The organism is Streptomyces sp. NPDC058665, assembly GCF_042714995.1.
Classification (GTDB): domain Bacteria; phylum Actinomycetota; class Actinomycetes; order Streptomycetales; family Streptomycetaceae; genus Streptomyces.
The window spans coordinates 1-19089 of record NZ_JBHXRX010000054.1 but is presented as its reverse complement, the minus strand read 5'-3'; the positions used below and the strand labels follow the sequence as shown (position 1 = coordinate 19089).

Genomic DNA, 19089 nt, shown 5'->3' with positions numbered 1-19089 from the left:
CGGGAGCCCTCTCACGCGTGATCTCGCGCATGATGGAAACATGCCCGAAGGTGACACCGTCCTGCAGACCGCCCAGCGCCTGCACACCGCCCTCGCCGGGCGGACCCTGACCCGGTCCGACCTCCGCGTCCCCCGGTTCGCGACCTCCGACCTCACCGGCCGGACGGTCCTCGGCGTCACCCCGCGCGGCAAGCACCTCCTGACCCGCGTCGAGGGCGGCCTCACCCTCCACTCACATCTGCGGATGGACGGAGCCTGGTGGGTGTACGGCGCCGACGAGCGCTGGCGCGGCGGCCCCGGCCACCAGATCCGGGCGATCCTCGGCAACGCCGAGCGCACCGCGGTCGGCTACCGGCTCCCCGTACTCGAACTCATCCGCACCACCGACGAGGACAGCGTGGTGGGCCACCTCGGCCCGGACATCCTCGGACCCGACTGGGACCCGGACACCGCCCTGCGCAATCTGCTCGCCGACCCGGCGCGCACCGTGGGGGACGCGCTGCTGGACCAGCGCAATCTCGCGGGCGTCGGCAATGTCTTCCGGTGCGAGATCTGTTTCCTCACCCGCACCACCACCTGGCTGCCCATCGGGGACCTGCCGGCCCCTGAGCGGCTGGTGACGGCCGCGAAGAAGCTCCTGGAGGCCAACAGGGAGCGCTCGCGCCGTCATCTGTATGTGTACGGCCGCGCCGGCCTCCCCTGCCGGCGCTGCGGCACCCCCGTCAGCAGGACCACCGACGACGAGCGCCCCGTCTACTGGTGTCCCCGCTGCCAGCTCGGCCCCGTCCCCTGAGAACCGTCCGGCACCCCCTGCCCCTCCCTCTCCACGCCCGCACCGGCGTCCTTCCCGGACCGCGCGGGCGGACGCGGACGAGCCGCCACATGGACAGGCAGCAGGCTCAGCCCCCATCCGCCCGCGGCCACCGCCCCCTCGATGACACCGGCGTGCTCGGGCGCCAAGGCGAGCCGCAGTACGGCCCACCACCAGAGCCCGCCCAGAGCGAGAACCGGCAGAAGGATCCGTCGCCGTGCCATGGCCGCCTCCTCACACCGACGCTAGACCGGCCCGCGTATCAGGCGAAAGGGCGCATCGAAGGCGTGCGAGGCGCACAGCCGCCTTCCACGGAGGCACGCGACCCGAAACACCCGCACATGGCTCACCGGCGCGCCCTACGCGCTCTCCGCCTGGAACATCCACGAATGCTTTTCGAGTTCGGCCGTCAGTCCGATCAGGATGTCCTGGCTGATCGGGTCGGGTTCGTCGGTCGCGATGATCCGCTCCCGCATCCGGACGATCACCACGCCGAGGGCGTCCACCAGCGTCCGTACGGCGTCCGTGTCCGTGATCCAGCCCGCCGGAACGTTGCCGATCGCGCTCTGCGTCGCCACCGTCGCCGCGCGCCCGTCAGGGGTCACGCCGAGCGCCGAGGCCCGTTCCGCCACTGTGTCCGAGTGCTTCCGGGCGGTGGCGACGACCTCGTCGAGCTGGAGGTGCACGGACCGGAAGCGCGGCCCGACGATGTTCCAGTGCACCTGCTTGGCCACCAGCGAGAGATCGAGCAGATCGACGAGCGCGCCCTGCAGGGCTTCGCCGACCAGCTTCAGATCCGCCTCGGGCAGTGAGCTCTTGACGAAAGCCATGGCGGTTCTCCAGTTCCGGTTCACACGTATGTCCAGAATTTCATTCACACGTATGCCCACCATGGCACAAGACCCCAAAAGGGTCATTTCGGAAAATTCAACAAGCTGAGCCGAGATCCTCTCCGCCCCGGACGGCACAGCAGAAGCCCCGGCCGGTCCTCAGACCGCCCGGGGCTCAGGCCTCGGTCACACCGTACAAATCAAGCGGCGACGACATCCACCGCTTCTGTTGGCGCCTTGATGGTCACCCGGTCCGTCGGCACACCTGCAACCGACGTCACGGAGACGGAATTGAGCATCGGACGTACCGCTGCGGGCACCACGGCCGCGGGCACCGGCTCGCTCGCCGCTGCGGACGCGGCCAGCTCGGCCAGTGACAGTTCGTCGCTCACTTCGCGCATGAGCTCGGACATCCGTACGTCAAGCGCGTCGCAGATAGCGGAGAGCAGTTCGGAAGAAGCCTCCTTCTGCCCCCGCTCCACCTCGGAGAGATAGCCGAGCGAGACTCGGGCGGACGAGGAGACTTCGCGCAGAGTACGGCCCTGGCGTTGGCGCTGCCGACGCAGCACGTCACCAAGCAGGCGACGGAGCAGAATCATCGGTGGCTCCCTCCTCGGACCGCGTAGCCGCATCCTTCTCGCCCCACCGTACCGCCTCGCGCTGCGGCCGTGCGGGGAGCGATGTCGTGTTCACTCAGGGCTGCAAACATCAAGTCCCCCCGTTCCGTTCCGTATCGTGTGTCCGTCCGTTCCCGGTCAGTTCGCCGGAGAGCAGTTCCAGCACGCTCCGTACACTCTCTCTACGGATTTCCTCCCGGTCACCGTTCAACCGCAGCGCGGCCACTTTCTCGGCGCCGTGCGGACCGCTCACCGCCACGTAGACCGTGCCCACGGGCTGTCCGTCCTGCGGATCCGGCCCCGCGACCCCCGTGGTCGCGATGCCCCAGCCGGCCGCCAGTACGTCCCGTATGCCGACGGCCATCTGCCGTGCGACCTCGGGATCCACCGCGCCCCGCTCGGCCAGAAGTGTTGCGTCCACACCCAGGACGTCACGCTTGACGTCCGTCGCGTAGGCCGTCACGCTCCCGCGCAGCGCCCGGGAGGCGCCGGGGACGGAGGTGAGTTCCGCAGCGACGAGACCACCGGTCAGGGACTCGGCGACGGCGAGCGTCGCGCCGTCCCGCAGGAGCAGATCCAGCACCCGGGCGGCGACGCCCTCCAATAGAACGTCGCCGGCCGCCGCATCCTTCCCGGCGGCCGTCACAGGGCGCTCTCCGGCCGCTCACGCTCCGCCGCGCGCCCCGCCCTGCGCAGGACGATCGCCTGGCGTACGTAGTCCAGGCCGGTCACCACGGTCAGCACGACCGCCACCGCCATCACCCAGAACCGCAGCGTCGCGAGGGGCCCCGTCAGCGCCAGCACGTACATGCCGACCGCCACCCCCTGCGCGAGCGTCTTCATCTTGCCGCCGCGGCTGGCGGGAATGACCCCGAGCCGGATCACCCAGAACCGCATCAGCGTGATCCCGAGCTCACGGAAGAGAATGACCCCGGTCACCCACCACGGCAGGTCCCCGAGCGCCGAGAGACTGATCAGCCCCGCGGCCATGATCGCCTTGTCGGCGATCGGGTCGGCGATCTTCCCGAAGTCGGTGACCAGGTTGTACGTACGGGCCAGATGCCCGTCGAAGATGTCGGTGATCATGGCCACGGCGAACGCGGCCCACGCCCATGCGCGCCAGGCCGGGTCGTACCCGCCGTCCTGAAGCAGCAGCGCCACGAAGGCCGGCACGAGCACCAGCCGCATCATGGTGAGGATGTTGGCGATGTTCCACACGCTGGCCTGATTGACGGCCGCAGCCCCCAGCTTGCCACCGGGCGCCGGCCTACCCTGGCCGCCCTCGGCCGATGCCGGGACTCCGGTCATCTGGCTGCCTCCTCGCCGGGGCTCCGGGGCTCGTCCCCGGTGAACCCGCAGTACTCGGCCACCAGGTCGACACCCTGTGTACCGACCACCTTCGCCTCGACCATACGACCCGGACGCAGGCCCTCGCCCGATGTGAAGATCACCTGACCGTCGGTCTCGGGCGCCTGGTGTGCCGCCCGGCCCACGGCGCCCTCCTCGGCGTCGTCGGACTCCAGGGACTCCACGAGCACCGTCAGGGTCTCCCCCAGGCGCTCCTCGGCCCGCTGCGCCGTCAGTTCGTCGGCCAGCCGCGACAGATGTGCCAGCCGCTCGGCCACGACGTCCTCGTCCAGCTTGTGCTCGTACGTCGCGGCTTCCGTGCCGTCCTCGTCCGAGTAGCCGAACACACCGATGGCGTCGAGCCGCGCGCCGGTGAGGAAGCGCTCCAGCTCGGCGAAGTCGGCCTCTGTCTCGCCCGGGAAGCCCACGATGAAGTTGGAGCGCACGCCGGCCTGCGGGGCCTTGCCCCGGATCGTCTCCAGCAGTTCGAGGAAGCGGTCGGTGTCCCCGAAGCGGCGCATCGCGCGTAGCACGGACGGCGCGGAGTGCTGGAAGGACAGATCGAAGTACGGGGCGACGCCGGGGGTGTCCGTCAGTACGTCGATGAGCCCGGGGCGCATCTCGGCGGGCTGGAGATAGCTGACCCGTACGCGCTCGATGCCGTCGACCGCAGCGAGTTCGGGCAGCAGCGTCTCCAGGAGGCGGATGTCGCCGAGGTCCTTTCCATAGGAGGTGTTGTTCTCGGAGACGAGCATGACCTCCTTCACCCCCTGCTCGGCCAGCCAGCGCGTCTCACCCAGCACGTCCGATGGACGGCGCGAGATGAAGGAGCCTCTGAAGGAGGGGATGGCGCAGAAGGAGCAGCGCCGGTCGCAGCCGGAGGCCAGCTTCACCGAGGCGACCGGGCTGTTGTCGAGACGCCGGCGCAGCGGGGCGCGCGGACCTGAGGCAGGCGCCAGTCCCTGCGGCAGGTCCGCGGGGGCGGGGATGACCGCCTCTCTGGAAATGGCCGCCTCTTCAGAAGAAGGCACCGACACGGCCTCGGAGCCGTGGCCCGGCAGGGCCACACCGGTGGCGCTCTGCCGGTCGGCGGGGCTGAGCGGGAGCAGCTTGCGCCGGTCGCGGGGCGTGTGCGAGGCGTGGATGCCGCCGTTGAGAATGGTCTGGAGGCGGTCGGAGATGTCGGCGTAGTCGTCGAACCCGAGCACACCGTCCGCTTCGGGGAGCGATTCCGCGAGTTCCTTGCCGTAGCGCTCGGCCATGCAGCCGACGGCGACGACGGCCTGCGTCCGGCCGTGATCCTTCAGATCGTTGGCTTCCAGCAGGGCGTCGACGGAGTCCTTCTTGGCGGCTTCGACGAAGCCGCAGGTGTTGACGACGGCGACGTCCGCGTCGGCGGCTTCCTCGACGAGCTCCCAGCCGTCCGCTGCCAAGCGGCCTGCAAGCTCCTCCGAGTCCACCTCGTTACGGGCGCAGCCAAGCGTGACAAGGGCGACGGTACGGCGTTCGGGCATGGGCTCAAGACTACTTTGTCCTGGCCGCCCTCCCGCCGTGCAGGGCTGCCCGGCCGGTCAGGTGACTACCGGCCCGCTCACCGGACGGCCCCAGCACACCGTCCGACCACTCTCCCCGATACCGCCGGCGCCTCGGGCCACGCCCTACGGACAAGCCCTGGGCGCCGGTGCGGTATCAGCCCGCCTCGGGGTCGCCCTTCGTGTAGGAAGGCCGCTCGACCTGGCCCGGCTTGAAGTCCTCGTCGACCTGCTTGCCGTTGACGAAGATGTCGATCACTCCGGCGTTGCCGAGGATGAAGTCGATCTGCTCGTCGTCCTGGAAGGTCTTGGACTCCCCCTTGAGAAGCAGTCCGTCGAAAATCAGTTCACCGTTGGGGGACTTGGCGGAGATCCAGCTCTTGTCCTCGACCGCGGAGAGCTTGACCGTCACCTTGTCGGCGGGGGCCGCGGCGATCGCGCTGTCCGAGGGGTCGGGCTTCGGGTCGGCGGGCTTGGTGGTGCTCGGCGCGGAGGTCGTCTTCTCCGGCGCCGGGCCCTCGGCGACCTGCTTTCCCGGGCTGTCCTCCTCACCACTGTCGAACATGGTGAAGCCGACGAAGCCGATCACCGCGACGATCGCGGCGACCATCGCCGCCGTCCAGTTGGGACGGCGACGCTCCGGGCGGATCCGTTCGGCCTCGAACAGCGGGGCCGCGGGCGTCGGCGACGGACGGCCGCCGTGCTCGGAGTCGTACTGCCTGACAAGCGGTTCGGGGTCGATGCCGACGACGCGCGCGATCATGCGGATATGACCGCGGGCGTAGACGTCGCCGCCGGAGCGCGAGAAGTCGTCCTGCTCGATCGCTTGCACGATGGGGACGCGCACCCGCGTGGAGGCACTGACGTCTTCGAGCGTCAGACCTGCGGCGGAGCGTGCCTGCTGAAGGAGCTGACCGACCGAAGGCTTGTCCTCTTCGGGCTCGGGACGCACGTCCTCAGCGAGTTCGACGGCGGAAGGCTGGTCGTCTTCGGGGGAGTTGCCGATGGACACGGGAGTGCCTTTCGAGCGTGTAGCCACCTGCTGGATGTTCAGTCTATGGGTGGTACGAAAGGGTGGGGCAACCGGGAGGATGGACTTTGTACGCCATCAGAATGGCCGGACGGCGTGTCGGCGGGACACGGCGTGTCTCCCCTTCCACGTTGACGCCCGGACGAGGGGAAAAGTTGCTCCGGGTATCCGTCGGATCGCCTCAGGCTCCGTCAATTTCCGTCAGCTCCTTCGGGAGCGGGCACACCGCGGATCACGGCGAGCACCCCGTCCAGCTCGTCCGCCTTCACCAGGACATCACGCGCCTTGGAGCCCTCGCTCGGACCGACGATGTTCCGTGATTCCATCAGGTCCATAAGTCTGCCCGCTTTGGCGAAACCCACGCGCAACTTCCGTTGAAGCATGGATGTCGAGCCGAATTGGGTGGAGACGACCAACTCGGCGGCCTGGCACAGGAGATCGAGATCCTCGCCGATGTCCTCGTCGATCTCCTTCTTCTTGGCCGTGCCGACGACGACGTCCTCACGGAAGACCGGCGCCATCTGATCCTTGCAGTGCTGGACGACGGCCGCGACCTCGTCCTCCGTGACGAAGGCGCCCTGCATACGGGTCGGCTTGCTGGCCCCCATGGGCAGGAAGAGTCCGTCGCCCTTGCCGATCAGCTTCTCGGCCCCGGGCTGGTCGAGGATGACCCGGCTGTCGGCGAGCGAGGAGGTCGCGAAGGCGAGCCGGGAAGGCACGTTCGCCTTGATCAGACCGGTGACGACGTCGACCGAAGGGCGCTGGGTGGCGAGCACGAGATGGATACCGGCGGCGCGGGCCAACTGGGTGATGCGGACGATCGCGTCCTCGACGTCGCGCGGCGCGACCATCATCAGGTCGGCCAGCTCGTCCACGATCACGAGTAGGTACGGATAGGGCGTCAGCTCGCGCTCGCTGCCCTGGGGGGCCTTGACCTTGCCGTTGCGCACGGCCTGGTTGAAGTCGTCGATGTGGCGGTAGCCGTACGCCGCGAGGTCGTCGTAGCGCAGGTCCATCTCCCGCACGACCCACTGGAGCGCCTCGGCGGCGCGCTTGGGGTTGGTGATGATGGGCGTGATCAGGTGCGGGATGCCCTCGTACGCCGTCAGCTCGACCCGCTTGGGGTCGACGAGGACCATCCGTACGTCCTCGGGGGTCGCCCGGACCATCACCGAGGTGATCAGACAGTTGATGCAGGAGGACTTGCCGGATCCGGTGGCGCCGGCGACCAGCAGGTGCGGCATCTTGGCGAGGTTGGCCATCTCGTAGCCGCCCTCGACGTTCTTGCCGAGCGCGACCAGCATCGGGTGGTCGTCCTCGGCGGCGTCGGCCAGCCGCAGGACGTCGCCCAGGACGACCATCTCGCGGTCGGAGTTGGGGATCTCGATGCCCACGGCGGACTTGCCGGGGATGGGGCTGATGATCCGTACGTCGGGGCTGGCCACGGCGTACGCGATGTTCTTGGTGAGCGCGGTGATGCGCTCGACCTTCACGGCGGGGCCGAGCTGCACCTCGTAGCGGGTGACGGTCGGCCCCCGGGTGAACCCGGTGACGGTCGCGTCGACCTTGAACTCCATGAAGACGTTGGTCAGTGAGTCGACGACCGCGTCGTTGGCCGCGCTGCGGGTCTTGCCGGGGCCGCCCCGCTCCAGCAGGTCCAGCGAGGGCAGGGAGTAGGTGATGTCGCCGGAGAGCTGAAGCTGCTCGGCGCGCGGGGGCAGCGGGCGGTCCTGCGCGGGCGGGGGCTTGGTCAGGTCGGCCACGGCGCCGGACGGGGACTGCGCGGCGGCGCCACGCGGCTCCGGTGCGCGGGCCGGTGGTACGGAGCGCTCCCCCGGCCGGGCCTTCTCCGCGTCCCGCGTACGGTCCGCCGAGACGCCCTGGGTGAGGTCGGCGACGATCGGTGAGGGCGGCATGCCGTTGAGTACGGCTCCGTCCAGCGCCGCGGCAGCGGCGGCGGCCACGTCGACGGCGTCCATGGGGCGGTCGGCCGCCGGCTGCACCGGCCGGCGGCGAGGGCGCCTGCGGCGGGCCAGCGCCTCCGCCTCGGCCTGGTCGGGGTCGTGCTCCTGGTCGTGGTCGGCGAGCGCCGCGGCGCGCCGTGACGCACGGCGCCCCCGCGCGGGCAGGGCCTCACGCCACTGGTCGTCGTACCGCTCGTCGTCGTTGTCGTACTCCTGCTCGCCGTCCTCCTCGTCGTCGTGCTCGGCCGGGGCCGGGTCGAGGATGCCGAGCCGGACACCGAGCTGCCGCAGCCGCTGCGGGATGGCGTTGACGGGCGTCGCGGTGACGACGAGGAGGCCGAAGACGGTGAGCAGGACCAGCAGCGGTACGGCGAGAACCTCGCCCATGGCGAAGATCAGCGGCTTGGAGGCGGCCCAGCCGATGAGCCCCCCGGCGTCCTGCATGGCCTCGGTGCCCTCGTCCCGGCCCGGGGAGCCGCACGCGATGTGGACGAGCCCGAGCACACCGATCACCAGCGCCGACAGGCCGATGACGATACGTCCATTGGCCTCGGGGCGCTGCGGATAGAGGATGAGCCGGACGGCGATGACGGCCAGCAGGATCGGGACGAGCAGGTCGAGCCGGCCGAAGGCGCCGGTGATGAGCATCTCGACGAGATCGCCGACGGGGCCCCGCAGGTTCGACCACGTACCGGCGGCGACGATCAGGCCGAGGGCGAGCAGCAGCAGAGCGCTGCCGTCCTTGCGGTGCGCCGGGTCGAGCCCTTTCGCCCCGCGCCCTATGCCGCGGAACATCGCGCCGACCGCGTGCGCGACTCCCAGCCAGACGAGGCGTACGAGGCGGTAGACGCCGTTCGTCGGGGATGGCGCGGGCTTGGGTGCCGGTTTGGCCACGGACTTCTTCGCGGGGGCCTTCTTGGCCGGTGCCTTCTTCGCGGGCGCCGTCTTCTTCTTCGCGGCGGCCTTGGCGGCGGGGGCCGCCTTCTTCGCGGCACCGCTCGCACGGCCGGCACGCGGTTTCGCGGTGCCCGCAGTGCCCTGGGAACCCTTGCCGGACGTACGTGAGGCCATGGGGGTGAGGTTACCGGTGTGAACGGCGGCGGACACGTGTGCCTACCGCTTCACCCGTACGTGTCGTCCGCCGTCGGCGCGGAACTGACGCGTCGTCAGCACCCTCCACCGGGCTGCCGACGGACCACCGGACACACGGATACGGGCCGCCTGCGGGCCTGTTGGTACCCGGGGCGTGCCCGTCAGTTCGGTGAGGGAAGCGGGGACGCGCCTCCGCTGCCCGGCTCCAGGGCGTCCAGCGCCCTGCGGAGCCCGGTCAGTTTGCGCTCCAGATGTGCGGCGGTGGCGACGGCCGCGGCGTCCGCGGACTCGTCGTCCAGCTGTTTGGAGAGCGCTTCGGCCTGCTCCTCGACCGCGGCGAGCCGCGCGGACAGCTCGGCCAGGAGACCTGTCGGCTCCTTCACCTCGCCCGCGCCCGCCAGTTGGAGTCTGAGCAGCTCGGCCTGCTCCTTCAGCTGACAGTTCTTCATGTACAGCTCTACGAAGACCGAGACCTTCGCACGCAGCACCCAGGGGTCGAACGGCTTGGAGATGTAGTCCACCGCGCCGGCGGCGTATCCCCGGAAGGTGTGGTGCGGACCGTGGTTGATGGCCGTGAGGAAGATGATCGGGATGTCCCGGGTCCGCTCACGCCTCTTGATGTGCGCGGCGGTCTCGAAACCGTCCATCCCGGGCATCTGGACGTCCAGCAGAATGACCGCGAAGTCGTCGGTCAGCAGCGCCTTGAGCGCTTCCTCCCCTGACGATGCCCGCACCAGCGTCTGATCGAGCGCGGAGAGGATGGCCTCCAGCGCCAGCAGATTCTCCGGCCGGTCATCGACCAGGAGGATCTTGGCCTTCTGCACCATGGCCCGCCCTCCTCGCCCCGGCTGTGCACCGGGCGCCGCCCCAGGGGACGACTCCCTTACGCCGTCCGTCCTTGTGCCGGTCATGGTAGCCGCACCCCGCCTGTCGCCACACCCTGTCACCGCGATGTCACTGTGCACGTAGCAAAAACGTCACAGGAGCTCGAAAAGTTCCCCGATTACTTGCGGCTCACACCTGTTGGACCACAGAAACTCGCCTTCCCGCACAGATTCGCACAGCCGCCGGGTGCTCCTGAAGCCGCCGCCCGACGTCCCTTTCGTGTCACTTCTGGTGCATCCACTGCTCCATCACCGACAGAAGATGATCGGGATCGACCGGCTTTGTCACATAGTCAGATGCGCCGGAGTCGATCGCCTTCTCCCGGTCGCCCTTCATCGCCTTCGCGGTGAGCGCGATGATCGGCAGCCCGGCGAACTGCGGCATCCTGCGGATCGCCGTCGTCGTCGCGTATCCGTCCATCTCGGGCATCATGATGTCCATCAGAACCAGCGTCACATCGTCGTGCTGCTCCAACACCTCGATGCCCTCACGGCCGTTCTCGGCGTACAGCACCGACAGACCGTGCTGTTCGAGGACGCTGGTGAGCGCGAAGACGTTGCGGATGTCGTCGTCCACGATCAGCACCTTCTCGCCGCCGAACGAGAACGTAGGCCGCTCCTCCGGAGCCTCGGGCGCCTCCGCCGTCCAGGACTCCTCGCCCGCCGAACCACCCGACAGCCGTGAGCCGTTGCCCACACCCGAGGAGCCGTTCCCGGACCCTCTGGCGGACGGGCCCGCCGGGCCCCCGGACAGCGAACTCATCTGCTCGGGACCGCCCAGGGCCTTGCGGCGGCGCCGGAAGAGCGCGGCGGGCCCCGTACGGACCTCCGAGGGGCCCGCGGGCCGGTCCCGCCGCGCGTGCTCCGACGACAGCCCCACGGAGCCGCCGGCGCGCTGCGGCTCGATGCCCGGAGTCAGCTGCGGATAGCCCTGCGGGGGCAGTTCGCTGGCGTGCAGCGGCAGGTACAGCGTGAACGTCGAGCCGCGGCCCGGCTCGCTCGCCGCGTGGATCTCGCCGCCGAGGAGCCGGGCGATCTCCCGGCTGATGGACAGGCCCAGACCCGTACCTCCGTACTTACGGCTCGTCGTACCGTCCGCCTGCTTGAACGCCTCGAAGATCACCCGCATCTTGCTGGCCGCGATCCCGATACCGGTGTCGGTGACCGAGAAGGCGATCAGATCGGCGTCCGCGTCACGCAGCGAACCGGCCTCCAGAAGCTGCTCCCTGATCGCGTTGGGCACATCCGCCCCGGCGGGCCGGATCACCAGCTCCACAGCGCCCGTGTCGGTGAACTTCACCGCGTTGGAGAGCAAGTTGCGCAGCACCTGGAGCAGCCGCTGCTCGTCCGTGTGCAGCGTCGCCGGCAGCTCCGGGGAGACCCGTACGGAGAAGTCGAGCCCCTTCTCCGCCGTCAGCGGCCGGAACGTCGCCTCGACGTAGTCGACGAGCTGTACGAGCGCGATGCGCGTCGGGCTGACGTCCATCTTGCCCGCCTCGACCTTCGACAGGTCGAGGATGTCGTTGATGAGCTGGAGCAGGTCGGAGCCCGCGCCGTGGATCGTCTCGGCGAACTCCACCTGCTTCGGCGAGAGATTCATCTCCGCGTTGTCCGCGAGCAGCTTCGCCAGGATGAGCAGCGAGTTCAGCGGCGTACGCAACTCGTGCGACATGTTCGCCAGGAACTCGGACTTGTAGCGCATCGACACCGCGAGCTGCTCGGCGCGCTCCTCCAGGACCTGCCGCGCCTCTTCGATCTCGGTGTTCTTCACCTCGATGTCGCGGTTCTGACGGGCCAGCAGCTCCGCCTTCTCCTCCAGCTCGGCGTTGGAGGACTGAAGGGCCTTCTGCCGGTTCTCCAGCTCCGCCGAGCGCTCCCGAAGCTGCTCCGTCAGCTCCTGCGACTGCTTGAGCAGTACCTCCGTCTTGGTGTTGACGCTGATCGTGTTGACGCTCGTCGCGATCATCTCTGCGATCTGGTTGAGGAAGTCCCGCTGAATCTGGGTGAAGGGCTGGAACGACGCCAGCTCGATCACACCGAGGACCTTGCCCTCGAACAGCACGGGCAGCACGATCACGTACGCCGGAGACGCCTCACCGAGCCCCGAGGAGATCTTCAGATAGCCCGGCGGCACATTGACCTGGATCGTGCGCTTCTCCTCGGCGGCCGTACCGATGAGGGTCTCACCGGGCCGGAAGGAGGTCGGCATCGAACCGGCCGAGTAGCCGTAACTGCCGCGCATGCACAGCTCGTACGAGCCGTCCCGGCCGCCGGTCCCCAGCTCGGAGACGGTGCCGGTCGGCATCGCGAGGAAGAACGCGCCGTGCTGCGCCGAGACCACCGGCGTGAGCTCGCTCATGATCAGCGAGGCCACGTCGTCCAGATCGCGGCGGCCCTGCATCAGACCGGAGATACGGGCCAGGTTGCCCTTGAGCCAGTCCTGCTCCTCGTTGGCGAGGGTGGTGTCGCGCAGGTTGGCGATCATGGTGTTGATGTTGTCCTGGAGGACCTGGATCTCGCCGGCGGCGTCGACGTCGATCTTGAGGTTCAGATCGCCGCGGGTCACCGCGGTGGCGACGGCGGCGATCGCCCGCACCTGACGAGTCAGGTTGCCGGCCATCTCGTTCACCGACTCCGTGAGGTCGCGCCAGGTGCCGTCGACGTCCCTGACGCGTGCCTGGCCGCCCAGCTGCCCGTCCGTGCCCACCTCGCGGGCCACGCGCGTGACCTGCTCGGCGAACGAGGAGAGCTGGTCGACCATGGTGTTGATGGTGTTCTTGAGCTCCTGGATCTCACCACGGGCATCGATGTCGATCTTCTTGGTGAGATCACCCTTGGCGATGGCGGTGGTGACGGTGGCGATCTGGCGCACCTGACCGGTCAGGTTGGACGCCATCGAGTTCACCGACTCGGTGAGGTCCTTCCACGTACCCGAGACCCCCGGGACACGCGCCTGGCCGCCCAACTCGCCCTCGGTGCCAACCTCGCGGGCGACCCGCGTCACCTCGTCGGCGAACGAGGACAGCGTCGTCACCATGATGTTGACGGTGTCGGCCAGCTCGGCGACCTCACCGCGCGCCTCGACCGTGACCTTCTTCGTGAGGTCGCCGTTGGCGACGGCCGACGAGACCCGGGAGATGTTCCGCACCTGACTGGTCAGGTTGTTGGCCATCGTGTTGACGTTGTCGCTGAGGTCCTTCCAGATGCCGGTGACGCCGCGCACCCGCGCCTGGCCGCCGAGGATGCCCTCCGTGCCCACCTCGCGGGCCACGCGGGTCACCTCGTCGGCGAAGTTCGACAGCTGGTCCACCATCGTGTTGACGGTCGTGACCAGGTCGAGGATCTCGCCCTTGGCGTCGACGGTGATCTTCTTCGACAGATCGCCCTTGGCGACGGCCGTCGTCACCTCGGCGATGTTGCGCACCTGGGAGGTCAGGTTGTTCGCCATGAAGTTGACGGACTGGGTGAGGTCCTTCCACGTACCGGAGACACCCTGCACCTCGGCCTGACCGCCGAGCATGCCCTCCGTACCGACCTCGCGGGCGACCCTGGTCACCTGCTCGGCGAAGTTCGACAGCTGGTCCACCATCGTGTTGAGGGTGTTCTTCAGCTCCAGGATCTCACCGCGCGCGTCCACGTCGATCTTCTGCGACAGGTCACCGCGCGCCACCGCCGTGGCGACCTGGGCGATGTTACGGACCTGAGAGGTCAGGTTCCCGGCCATGCCGTTCACGGAGTCGGTCAGATCGCGCCAGACGCCGGCGACGCCCGGCACCTGGGCCTGGCCGCCGAGCCTGCCGTCGGTGCCCACCTCGCGGGCGACCCGCGTCACCTGCTCGGCGAAGGCCGAGAGCTGGTCGACCATCGTGTTGATGGTGTTCTTCAGCTCCAGGATCTCACCGCGCGCGTCCACGTCGATCTTCTGGGAGAGGTCACCGCGCGCCACCGCCGTGGTCACCTGGGCGATCTGCCGCACCTGGTCCGTCAGGTTGCCGGCCATGAAGTTGACGGAGTCGGTCAGTTCCTTCCACGTACCGGAGACGCCGTCGACCCGCGCCTGGCCGCCCAGCCTGCCTTCCGTACCCACGTCACGCGCCATCCGCGTCACCTGGTCGGCGAATGACGACAGTTGGGCCACCATCGTGTTGACGGTGTTCTTCAACTCCAGCATCTCGCCCGCGACATCGACGGTGACCTTCTGAGAAAGGTCACCGTTCGCGACCGCCGTCGTCACCTGGGCGATGTCCCGCACCTGACCGGTGAGGTTACGGAACGCGGTGTTGACCGAGTCGGTGAGGTCCTTCCACGTACCCGCGGCGCCCGGCACCTCGGCCTGGCCGCCCAGCTGCCCCTCGACGCCCACCTCGCGGGCGACCCTGGTCACCTCGGAGCCGAACGAATTGAGCTGCCGCACCATCGTGTTGACGGTGTTCTTGAGCTCCAGCATCTCACCGGCCACGTCGACGGTGACCTTCTGAGAAAGGTCACCGTTCGCGACCGCCGTCGTCACCTGGGCGATGTCCCGCACCTGGGTGGTGAGATTGCGGAAGACGGTGTTGACCGAGTCCGTCAGGTCCTTCCAGGTGCCCGCGGCGCCCGGCACCTGCGCCTGGCCGCCCAGCACACCAGAGCCGCCGACCTCGCTCGCCACCCGCGTGACCTCGTCGGCGAACGTACGCAGCGTCTCGGTCATCTGGTTGATCGTCTCGGCGAGCTGCGCGACCTCGCCGCGCGCGCTCACCGTGACCTTCTGGGAAAGATCGCCGTTCGCGACGGCCGTGGTGACCTCCGCGATGCCACGCACCTGACTGGTCAGGTTGCCGGCCATCGTGTTCACCGAGTCGGTGAGGTCCTTCCACACGCCGGCGACACCCGGCACGGTGGCCTGGCCGCCGAGCTCGCCTTCCGTACCGACCTCGCGGGCCACCCTCGTGACCTCGGACGAGAACGACGACAGCTGGTCCACCATCGTGTTCACGGTGTTCTTCAGCTGAAGCATCTCGCCGGCCACATGCACGGTGACCTTGCGCGACAGATCGCCCTTGGCGACGGCCGTCGTAACGAGAGCAATGTCACGTACCTGAGCGGTGAGCCGGTACGCCATCGTGTTGACGGAGTCCGTGAGATCCTTCCACGAACCCGACATTCCACGCACTTTGGCCTGACCGCCGAGCTTGCCCTCGGTACCGACCTCCAGCGCCACGCGCGTCACCTCGTCGGTGAACGCGGACAGCTGGTCGACCAGATTGTTGACGGTCCTCGCGACCTTCAGGAACTCGCCGCGCAGCGGGCGCTCCGTCCCCGCCGAACCCTCGGTGAAGTGCGAACGCAGCTCCATCCGCTGCTCCAGGTCACCCTCGGCGACCGCCGACAGCACCCGTCCGACCTCGGACACGGGGCGCGCCAGGTCGTCCACCAGCGCGTTCGACGCGTCGATGGCGGCGGCCCAGGACCCCTCGCAGGCGCCCGTCTCCAGCCGCTCCGTGAGCTTTCCCTCGCGCCCGACCATGCGCCGTACGCGGGCCAGCTCGCCCGTGAGGTGCAGATTCCGGTCCGCCACCTCGTTGAACACGGCGGCGATCTCCGCCATCACATCGTCACCGGAGACGGTCAGGCGTTTACGGAAGTTGCCGTCCCGCATCGCCACCAGGGCCGTCAGCAGTCTGTTCAGAGCCGCCGCATCGACCTCGGTGGCCCCGTTGTTCCGGGACCGTCCGCCCTTTGCGCGCGTGCTGTTGCCACGCGCCGCCACGCCAGACTCCACCGTGTCCCTCCCGCGGGGATCGACCGTGTACTGCTCAGAAGTTACTCAGACTGTCTCTGGAATCCTGCCCAGTGTTTCACCACGGCTGAACCTGGCGATAACAGTTCGGCAGCTTCGCATAGCGTCCCCACCCCCGGTAGGCGGAAACAGTGGTGACCGGCATCCGCCCTCGCAGCGAAGGTAAGTAACCTGGCATCCGGCTGTCCAACCGTCCCGCTCCGCCCGGCGGGGGCGGTGTGGCGAACGTACTACCACCGGGCACCGGGAGGGCGGGGCCGCATCATGGCAGAGCCGGGCGTCGAGACGCGTACGAGGAGTTCTGTGATCACCGCGCGGGCGGCTGCCAGCTTCGACCCCGTCGGGCGGTCCGTCGCGACCGCCCGCGCCTTTGTCCGTGACACGCTCCAGGGCTGGGGCTACTCCGACATCGTCGACGACGCCGTGGTCCTCACCAGCGAACTCGTCACCAACGCGGTGATCCACGCCGGCACATCGGCGGACGTGCTCTGCCTCCGTACGGAGGGCGGCGTCCGCGTCGAGGTCTCCGACCGCTATCCCGAGCGTGAGATCCCCATGCAGGGCACGGGACTGTCGCTGGGCAGCCCCGACCGGGAGAACGGCCGCGGACTGCTCCTCTGCGCGGCGCTGGCCTCGCGCTGGGGCGTCGACTACACCCCGACACACAAGCAGGTCTGGTTCCAGCTCGACCTGCCCGACCGCCCCGTCGGCGCCCGGTCCGCGGGCCCCGTCATCCCGAACGCGCTCCTTCCCGTCACCGACGAACGTGTCAGGGTCGCCGTCGTACAGATCGACAGAACCGGCGCCGTCTCGACGTGGAACGAGGACGCGGAGCACCTCTTCGGCTACCCGGCCGACCACGTCATCGGCAAACCCCTCACCGACTTCGCCGCCTGGCCGCACACCCCGGGCATCGGCACCGGCATCGCCGAGGCGCTGCTGCTGTCACGCTGGGAGGGCAGCTACGGGATCCGGGGCAGTGACGGCCGCGTCATCCCCGTGTACGCCTCCCACCTCCGCGTACGCGACACCAACGGCGAACCGTCCACCGTCTGCCTTCTCGTACGCGACGACGAACGCGCCGTGATCCAGACCCCGCAGCGCGCCCCCGTGACCGAGGCCGGCGCCGAGAGCCGCACCGTGGACCCCTTCGAGGTCTTCATCGGCTCACCGGCCCCCGAGGACCTCGACGGCCTGCTCCAGCGCACCGTGGAACGCGCCCGCGACATGCTCGAAGGCGACTCGGCGTTCCTGCTGCTCGCCACCGACGACGAGACGGAGCTGGAGGTACGGGCCACCACCGGCCTCCCCTCGGCCCGGCAGCGCTTCGCCCGCGTCCCGGTGGAAGCCGGCACGGGGCGGTACGGCTCCGCCCGGATGCCCGCCGTCCACGAGGACCTGGCCATCGTCCCCGGCGCCGTGCCGCTGCTCAACGGCACGGGCATGCGCTCCGTCGTCACCGTTCCGCTCAAGGTCGAGGGCCGGCTGACCGGCTCGCTCGGCGTCGCCGCCGAATCGGCGGGCCGTTACTCCAACGAGGAGGCGCTGCGCCTCCAGTTCGCCGCCGACCGCATCGCGCTGGCGGTCGAGTCGGCCCGGCTCGGCGAGCTCGAACGCCTCCGGCGCGGCTCGCTCTCCTTCCTCGTCGAAGCCTCCGACCTGCTGGCGGGCACCCTCGACCGGGACCAGACACTCGCGCTGATGGCCCAGATGACGGTGCCGACGCTGGCCACCTGGTGCGCCGTCTACACCATCGCCGACCAGGCGTCGGACCCGTACCTCTCCTACGTGCTCCACGAGGACGAGGAGCGCATCGACGGTCTGAAGGCCCTGCTCTCCAAGATCGATCCGCCCGACCCGGTCCCGACCCCGGGCGCCCGCGTCTGGACCGGCCCTGCGGACGCCGCGCACCAGGCCGCGCTCCGTACGTCCATGAGGGAGCTGGGAGGGGCCTCCACGCCCGTCTCCTCGGGAATCGGCACGACACTCGCCACAGCGGCCGCGGTGGGCGGAGAGACCGTCGTACTGCCTCTGGTCGCCCGTAACCGCGTGATCGGGATGCTCACCCTCGGCAAGCCGTCGGACGACCATTTCCGCCAGGAGATCCTGGAGTTGGCCGAGGACCTGTCCCGCCGGGCGGCGCTCGCCCTCGACAACGCGCGCCTGTACTCGGAGCGCATGGCGATCAGTCAGTCCCTCCAGCGCAGCCTGCTGCCGCCGGAACTTCCTCAAGTGCCCAACGTCGAGGTCGAGGTCATCTACCGCGCGGCCGGCGAAGGCAACGAGGTGGGCGGCGACTTCTACGACGTCTTCCCGATCCGCGACGGCGCGTACGGCTTCGCCATTGGCGACGTCTGCGGCACGGGCCCGGAAGCCGCGGCGGTGACGGGACTCGCCCGGCACGCGCTCCGTCTGCTGGCTCGCGAGGGCTTCAGCGGCCCGGCGGTGCTGGAGCGCCTGAACGCGGCGATCCTCGACGAGGGCGCCCGCAGCCGCTTCCTGACGCTGCTGTACGGGGAGTTGTGGCCGCAGGAGGACGGCAGCGCGGTGCTCAAAGTCGTCTGTGCCGGACACCCGCTTCCGCTGCGTCTGCGCCAGGACGGCACGGTGGAGGCCGCGGCGGACCCGCAGCCTCTGCTCGGCGTGATGGACGACCTGGAGCTGTACGAGCAGATGGTCACCCTCGACCCGGGCGATGTCCTCCTCTGTGTCACCGACGGCGTCACCGAACGCCGGGAAGGGACACGGATGTTGGGCGACGACGGCCTCATCGACGTGCTGACGGGCTGTACGGGCCTCACGGCCGGAGCTGTTGCGTCGCGGGTGCTACGAGCGGTGGAGAGGTTCGCGGCGGAGCCGGCGTCGGACGACATGGCGATCCTGGCGATGCGCGTGCCCGAGCCGCACCAGAGCTGAACGAAAGAAGGGCCCCGCCTGATGGCGGGGCCCTTTTTTTTGTGCTGGAGCCCCAATACGGAATCGAACCGTAGACCTTCTCCTTACCATGGAGACGCTCTACCGACTGAGCTATTGGGGCGCGGCAACAAGAGAGATCATACCCGAAGCTCCGGGCACTGAGAACCGTCGACATAGCCGGCTTGAACGCAGAAGTGCCCCGCACCAAAACGGTGCGGGGCACTCCCGACAAAGAATTGTTCGGCGACGTCCTACTCTCCCACAGGGTCCCCCCTGCAGTACCA

Annotated in this window: 12 protein-coding genes and 1 tRNA gene; 2 read left to right on the top strand and 11 right to left on the bottom strand. The window is 69.1% G+C overall.

Annotated elements, in window-relative coordinates:
* The first annotated feature begins 40 nt into the window (after positions 1 to 40).
* A complete protein-coding gene (locus tag ACFWV8_RS28690) occupies positions 41 to 793 on the top strand; it encodes a DNA-formamidopyrimidine glycosylase family protein (RefSeq protein WP_384209985.1) in 753 nt (250 codons plus the stop codon).
* On the opposite strand, the gene ACFWV8_RS28685 is transcribed toward ACFWV8_RS28690, so the two are convergent.
* The 10 genes from ACFWV8_RS28685 to ACFWV8_RS28640 all read right to left on the bottom strand — a co-directional run bounded on the left by ACFWV8_RS28685 (position 754) and on the right by ACFWV8_RS28640 (position 15871).
* Positions 754 to 1035 (bottom strand): hypothetical protein, encoded by a 282-nt coding sequence (locus tag ACFWV8_RS28685; RefSeq protein ID WP_384209980.1) that lies wholly within the window; start codon positions 1033 to 1035, stop codon positions 754 to 756. The genes ACFWV8_RS28690 and ACFWV8_RS28685 overlap by 40 nt on opposite strands.
* Positions 1036 to 1170: 135 nt before the next feature.
* Positions 1171 to 1641 carry a Dps family protein gene (locus tag ACFWV8_RS28680; protein WP_384209974.1) on the bottom strand — a complete coding sequence of 157 codons (471 nt, stop codon included), beginning with the start codon at positions 1639 to 1641 and terminating at the stop codon, positions 1171 to 1173.
* Positions 1642 to 1841: 200 nt separating this feature from the next.
* Complete coding sequence (locus tag ACFWV8_RS28675; protein ID WP_329380759.1) at positions 1842 to 2240, bottom strand: helix-turn-helix transcriptional regulator; 399 nt, start codon at positions 2238 to 2240, stop codon at positions 1842 to 1844.
* A gap of 109 nt (positions 2241 to 2349) precedes the next feature.
* Positions 2350 to 2904: a CinA family protein gene (locus tag ACFWV8_RS28670; RefSeq protein WP_384209967.1), complete on the bottom strand. Its 555-nt coding sequence runs from the start codon at positions 2902 to 2904 to the stop codon at positions 2350 to 2352.
* The gene (gene pgsA, locus ACFWV8_RS28665; RefSeq protein ID WP_384209964.1) at positions 2901 to 3566 is read right to left on the bottom strand and encodes a CDP-diacylglycerol--glycerol-3-phosphate 3-phosphatidyltransferase; all 666 of its coding nucleotides are present in this window, start codon (positions 3564 to 3566) and stop codon (positions 2901 to 2903) included. The genes ACFWV8_RS28670 and pgsA overlap by 4 nt, the downstream gene beginning before the upstream one ends.
* Entirely contained in the window at positions 3563 to 5119 is a 1557-nt protein-coding gene (rimO, locus tag ACFWV8_RS28660; RefSeq protein ID WP_384209959.1) for a 30S ribosomal protein S12 methylthiotransferase RimO, read from the bottom strand. Before rimO ends, pgsA begins: the two co-directional genes overlap by 4 nt.
* 175 nt (positions 5120 to 5294) lie before the next feature.
* Complete coding sequence (locus ACFWV8_RS28655) at positions 5295 to 6089, bottom strand: helix-turn-helix domain-containing protein (protein ID WP_384210101.1); 795 nt, start codon at positions 6087 to 6089, stop codon at positions 5295 to 5297.
* 269 nt (positions 6090 to 6358) lie between these two features.
* Positions 6359 to 9202, bottom strand: coding sequence for a DNA translocase FtsK (locus tag ACFWV8_RS28650; RefSeq protein WP_384209956.1), 2844 nt, complete (start codon positions 9200 to 9202; stop codon positions 6359 to 6361).
* Between the two features lie 182 nt (positions 9203 to 9384).
* Positions 9385 to 10050 (bottom strand): response regulator, encoded by a 666-nt coding sequence (locus ACFWV8_RS28645; protein WP_329380771.1) that lies wholly within the window; start codon positions 10048 to 10050, stop codon positions 9385 to 9387.
* A 280-nt stretch (positions 10051 to 10330) separates the two neighbouring features.
* Entirely contained in the window at positions 10331 to 15871 is a 5541-nt protein-coding gene (locus tag ACFWV8_RS28640) for a HAMP domain-containing protein (protein WP_384209952.1), read from the bottom strand.
* Positions 15872 to 16153: 282 nt separating this feature from the next.
* Between ACFWV8_RS28640 and ACFWV8_RS28635 the strand changes: the two genes are divergently transcribed.
* On the top strand, positions 16154 to 18805 hold the full coding sequence (locus tag ACFWV8_RS28635) for a SpoIIE family protein phosphatase (RefSeq protein ID WP_384209949.1): 2652 nt from the start codon (positions 16154 to 16156) through the stop codon (positions 18803 to 18805).
* Positions 18806 to 18850: 45 nt separating this feature from the next.
* Here ACFWV8_RS28635 and ACFWV8_RS28630 read toward each other — a convergent pair.
* Positions 18851 to 18926 (bottom strand) — tRNA-Thr (locus ACFWV8_RS28630).
* Positions 18927 to 19089: the final 163 nt, after the last annotated feature.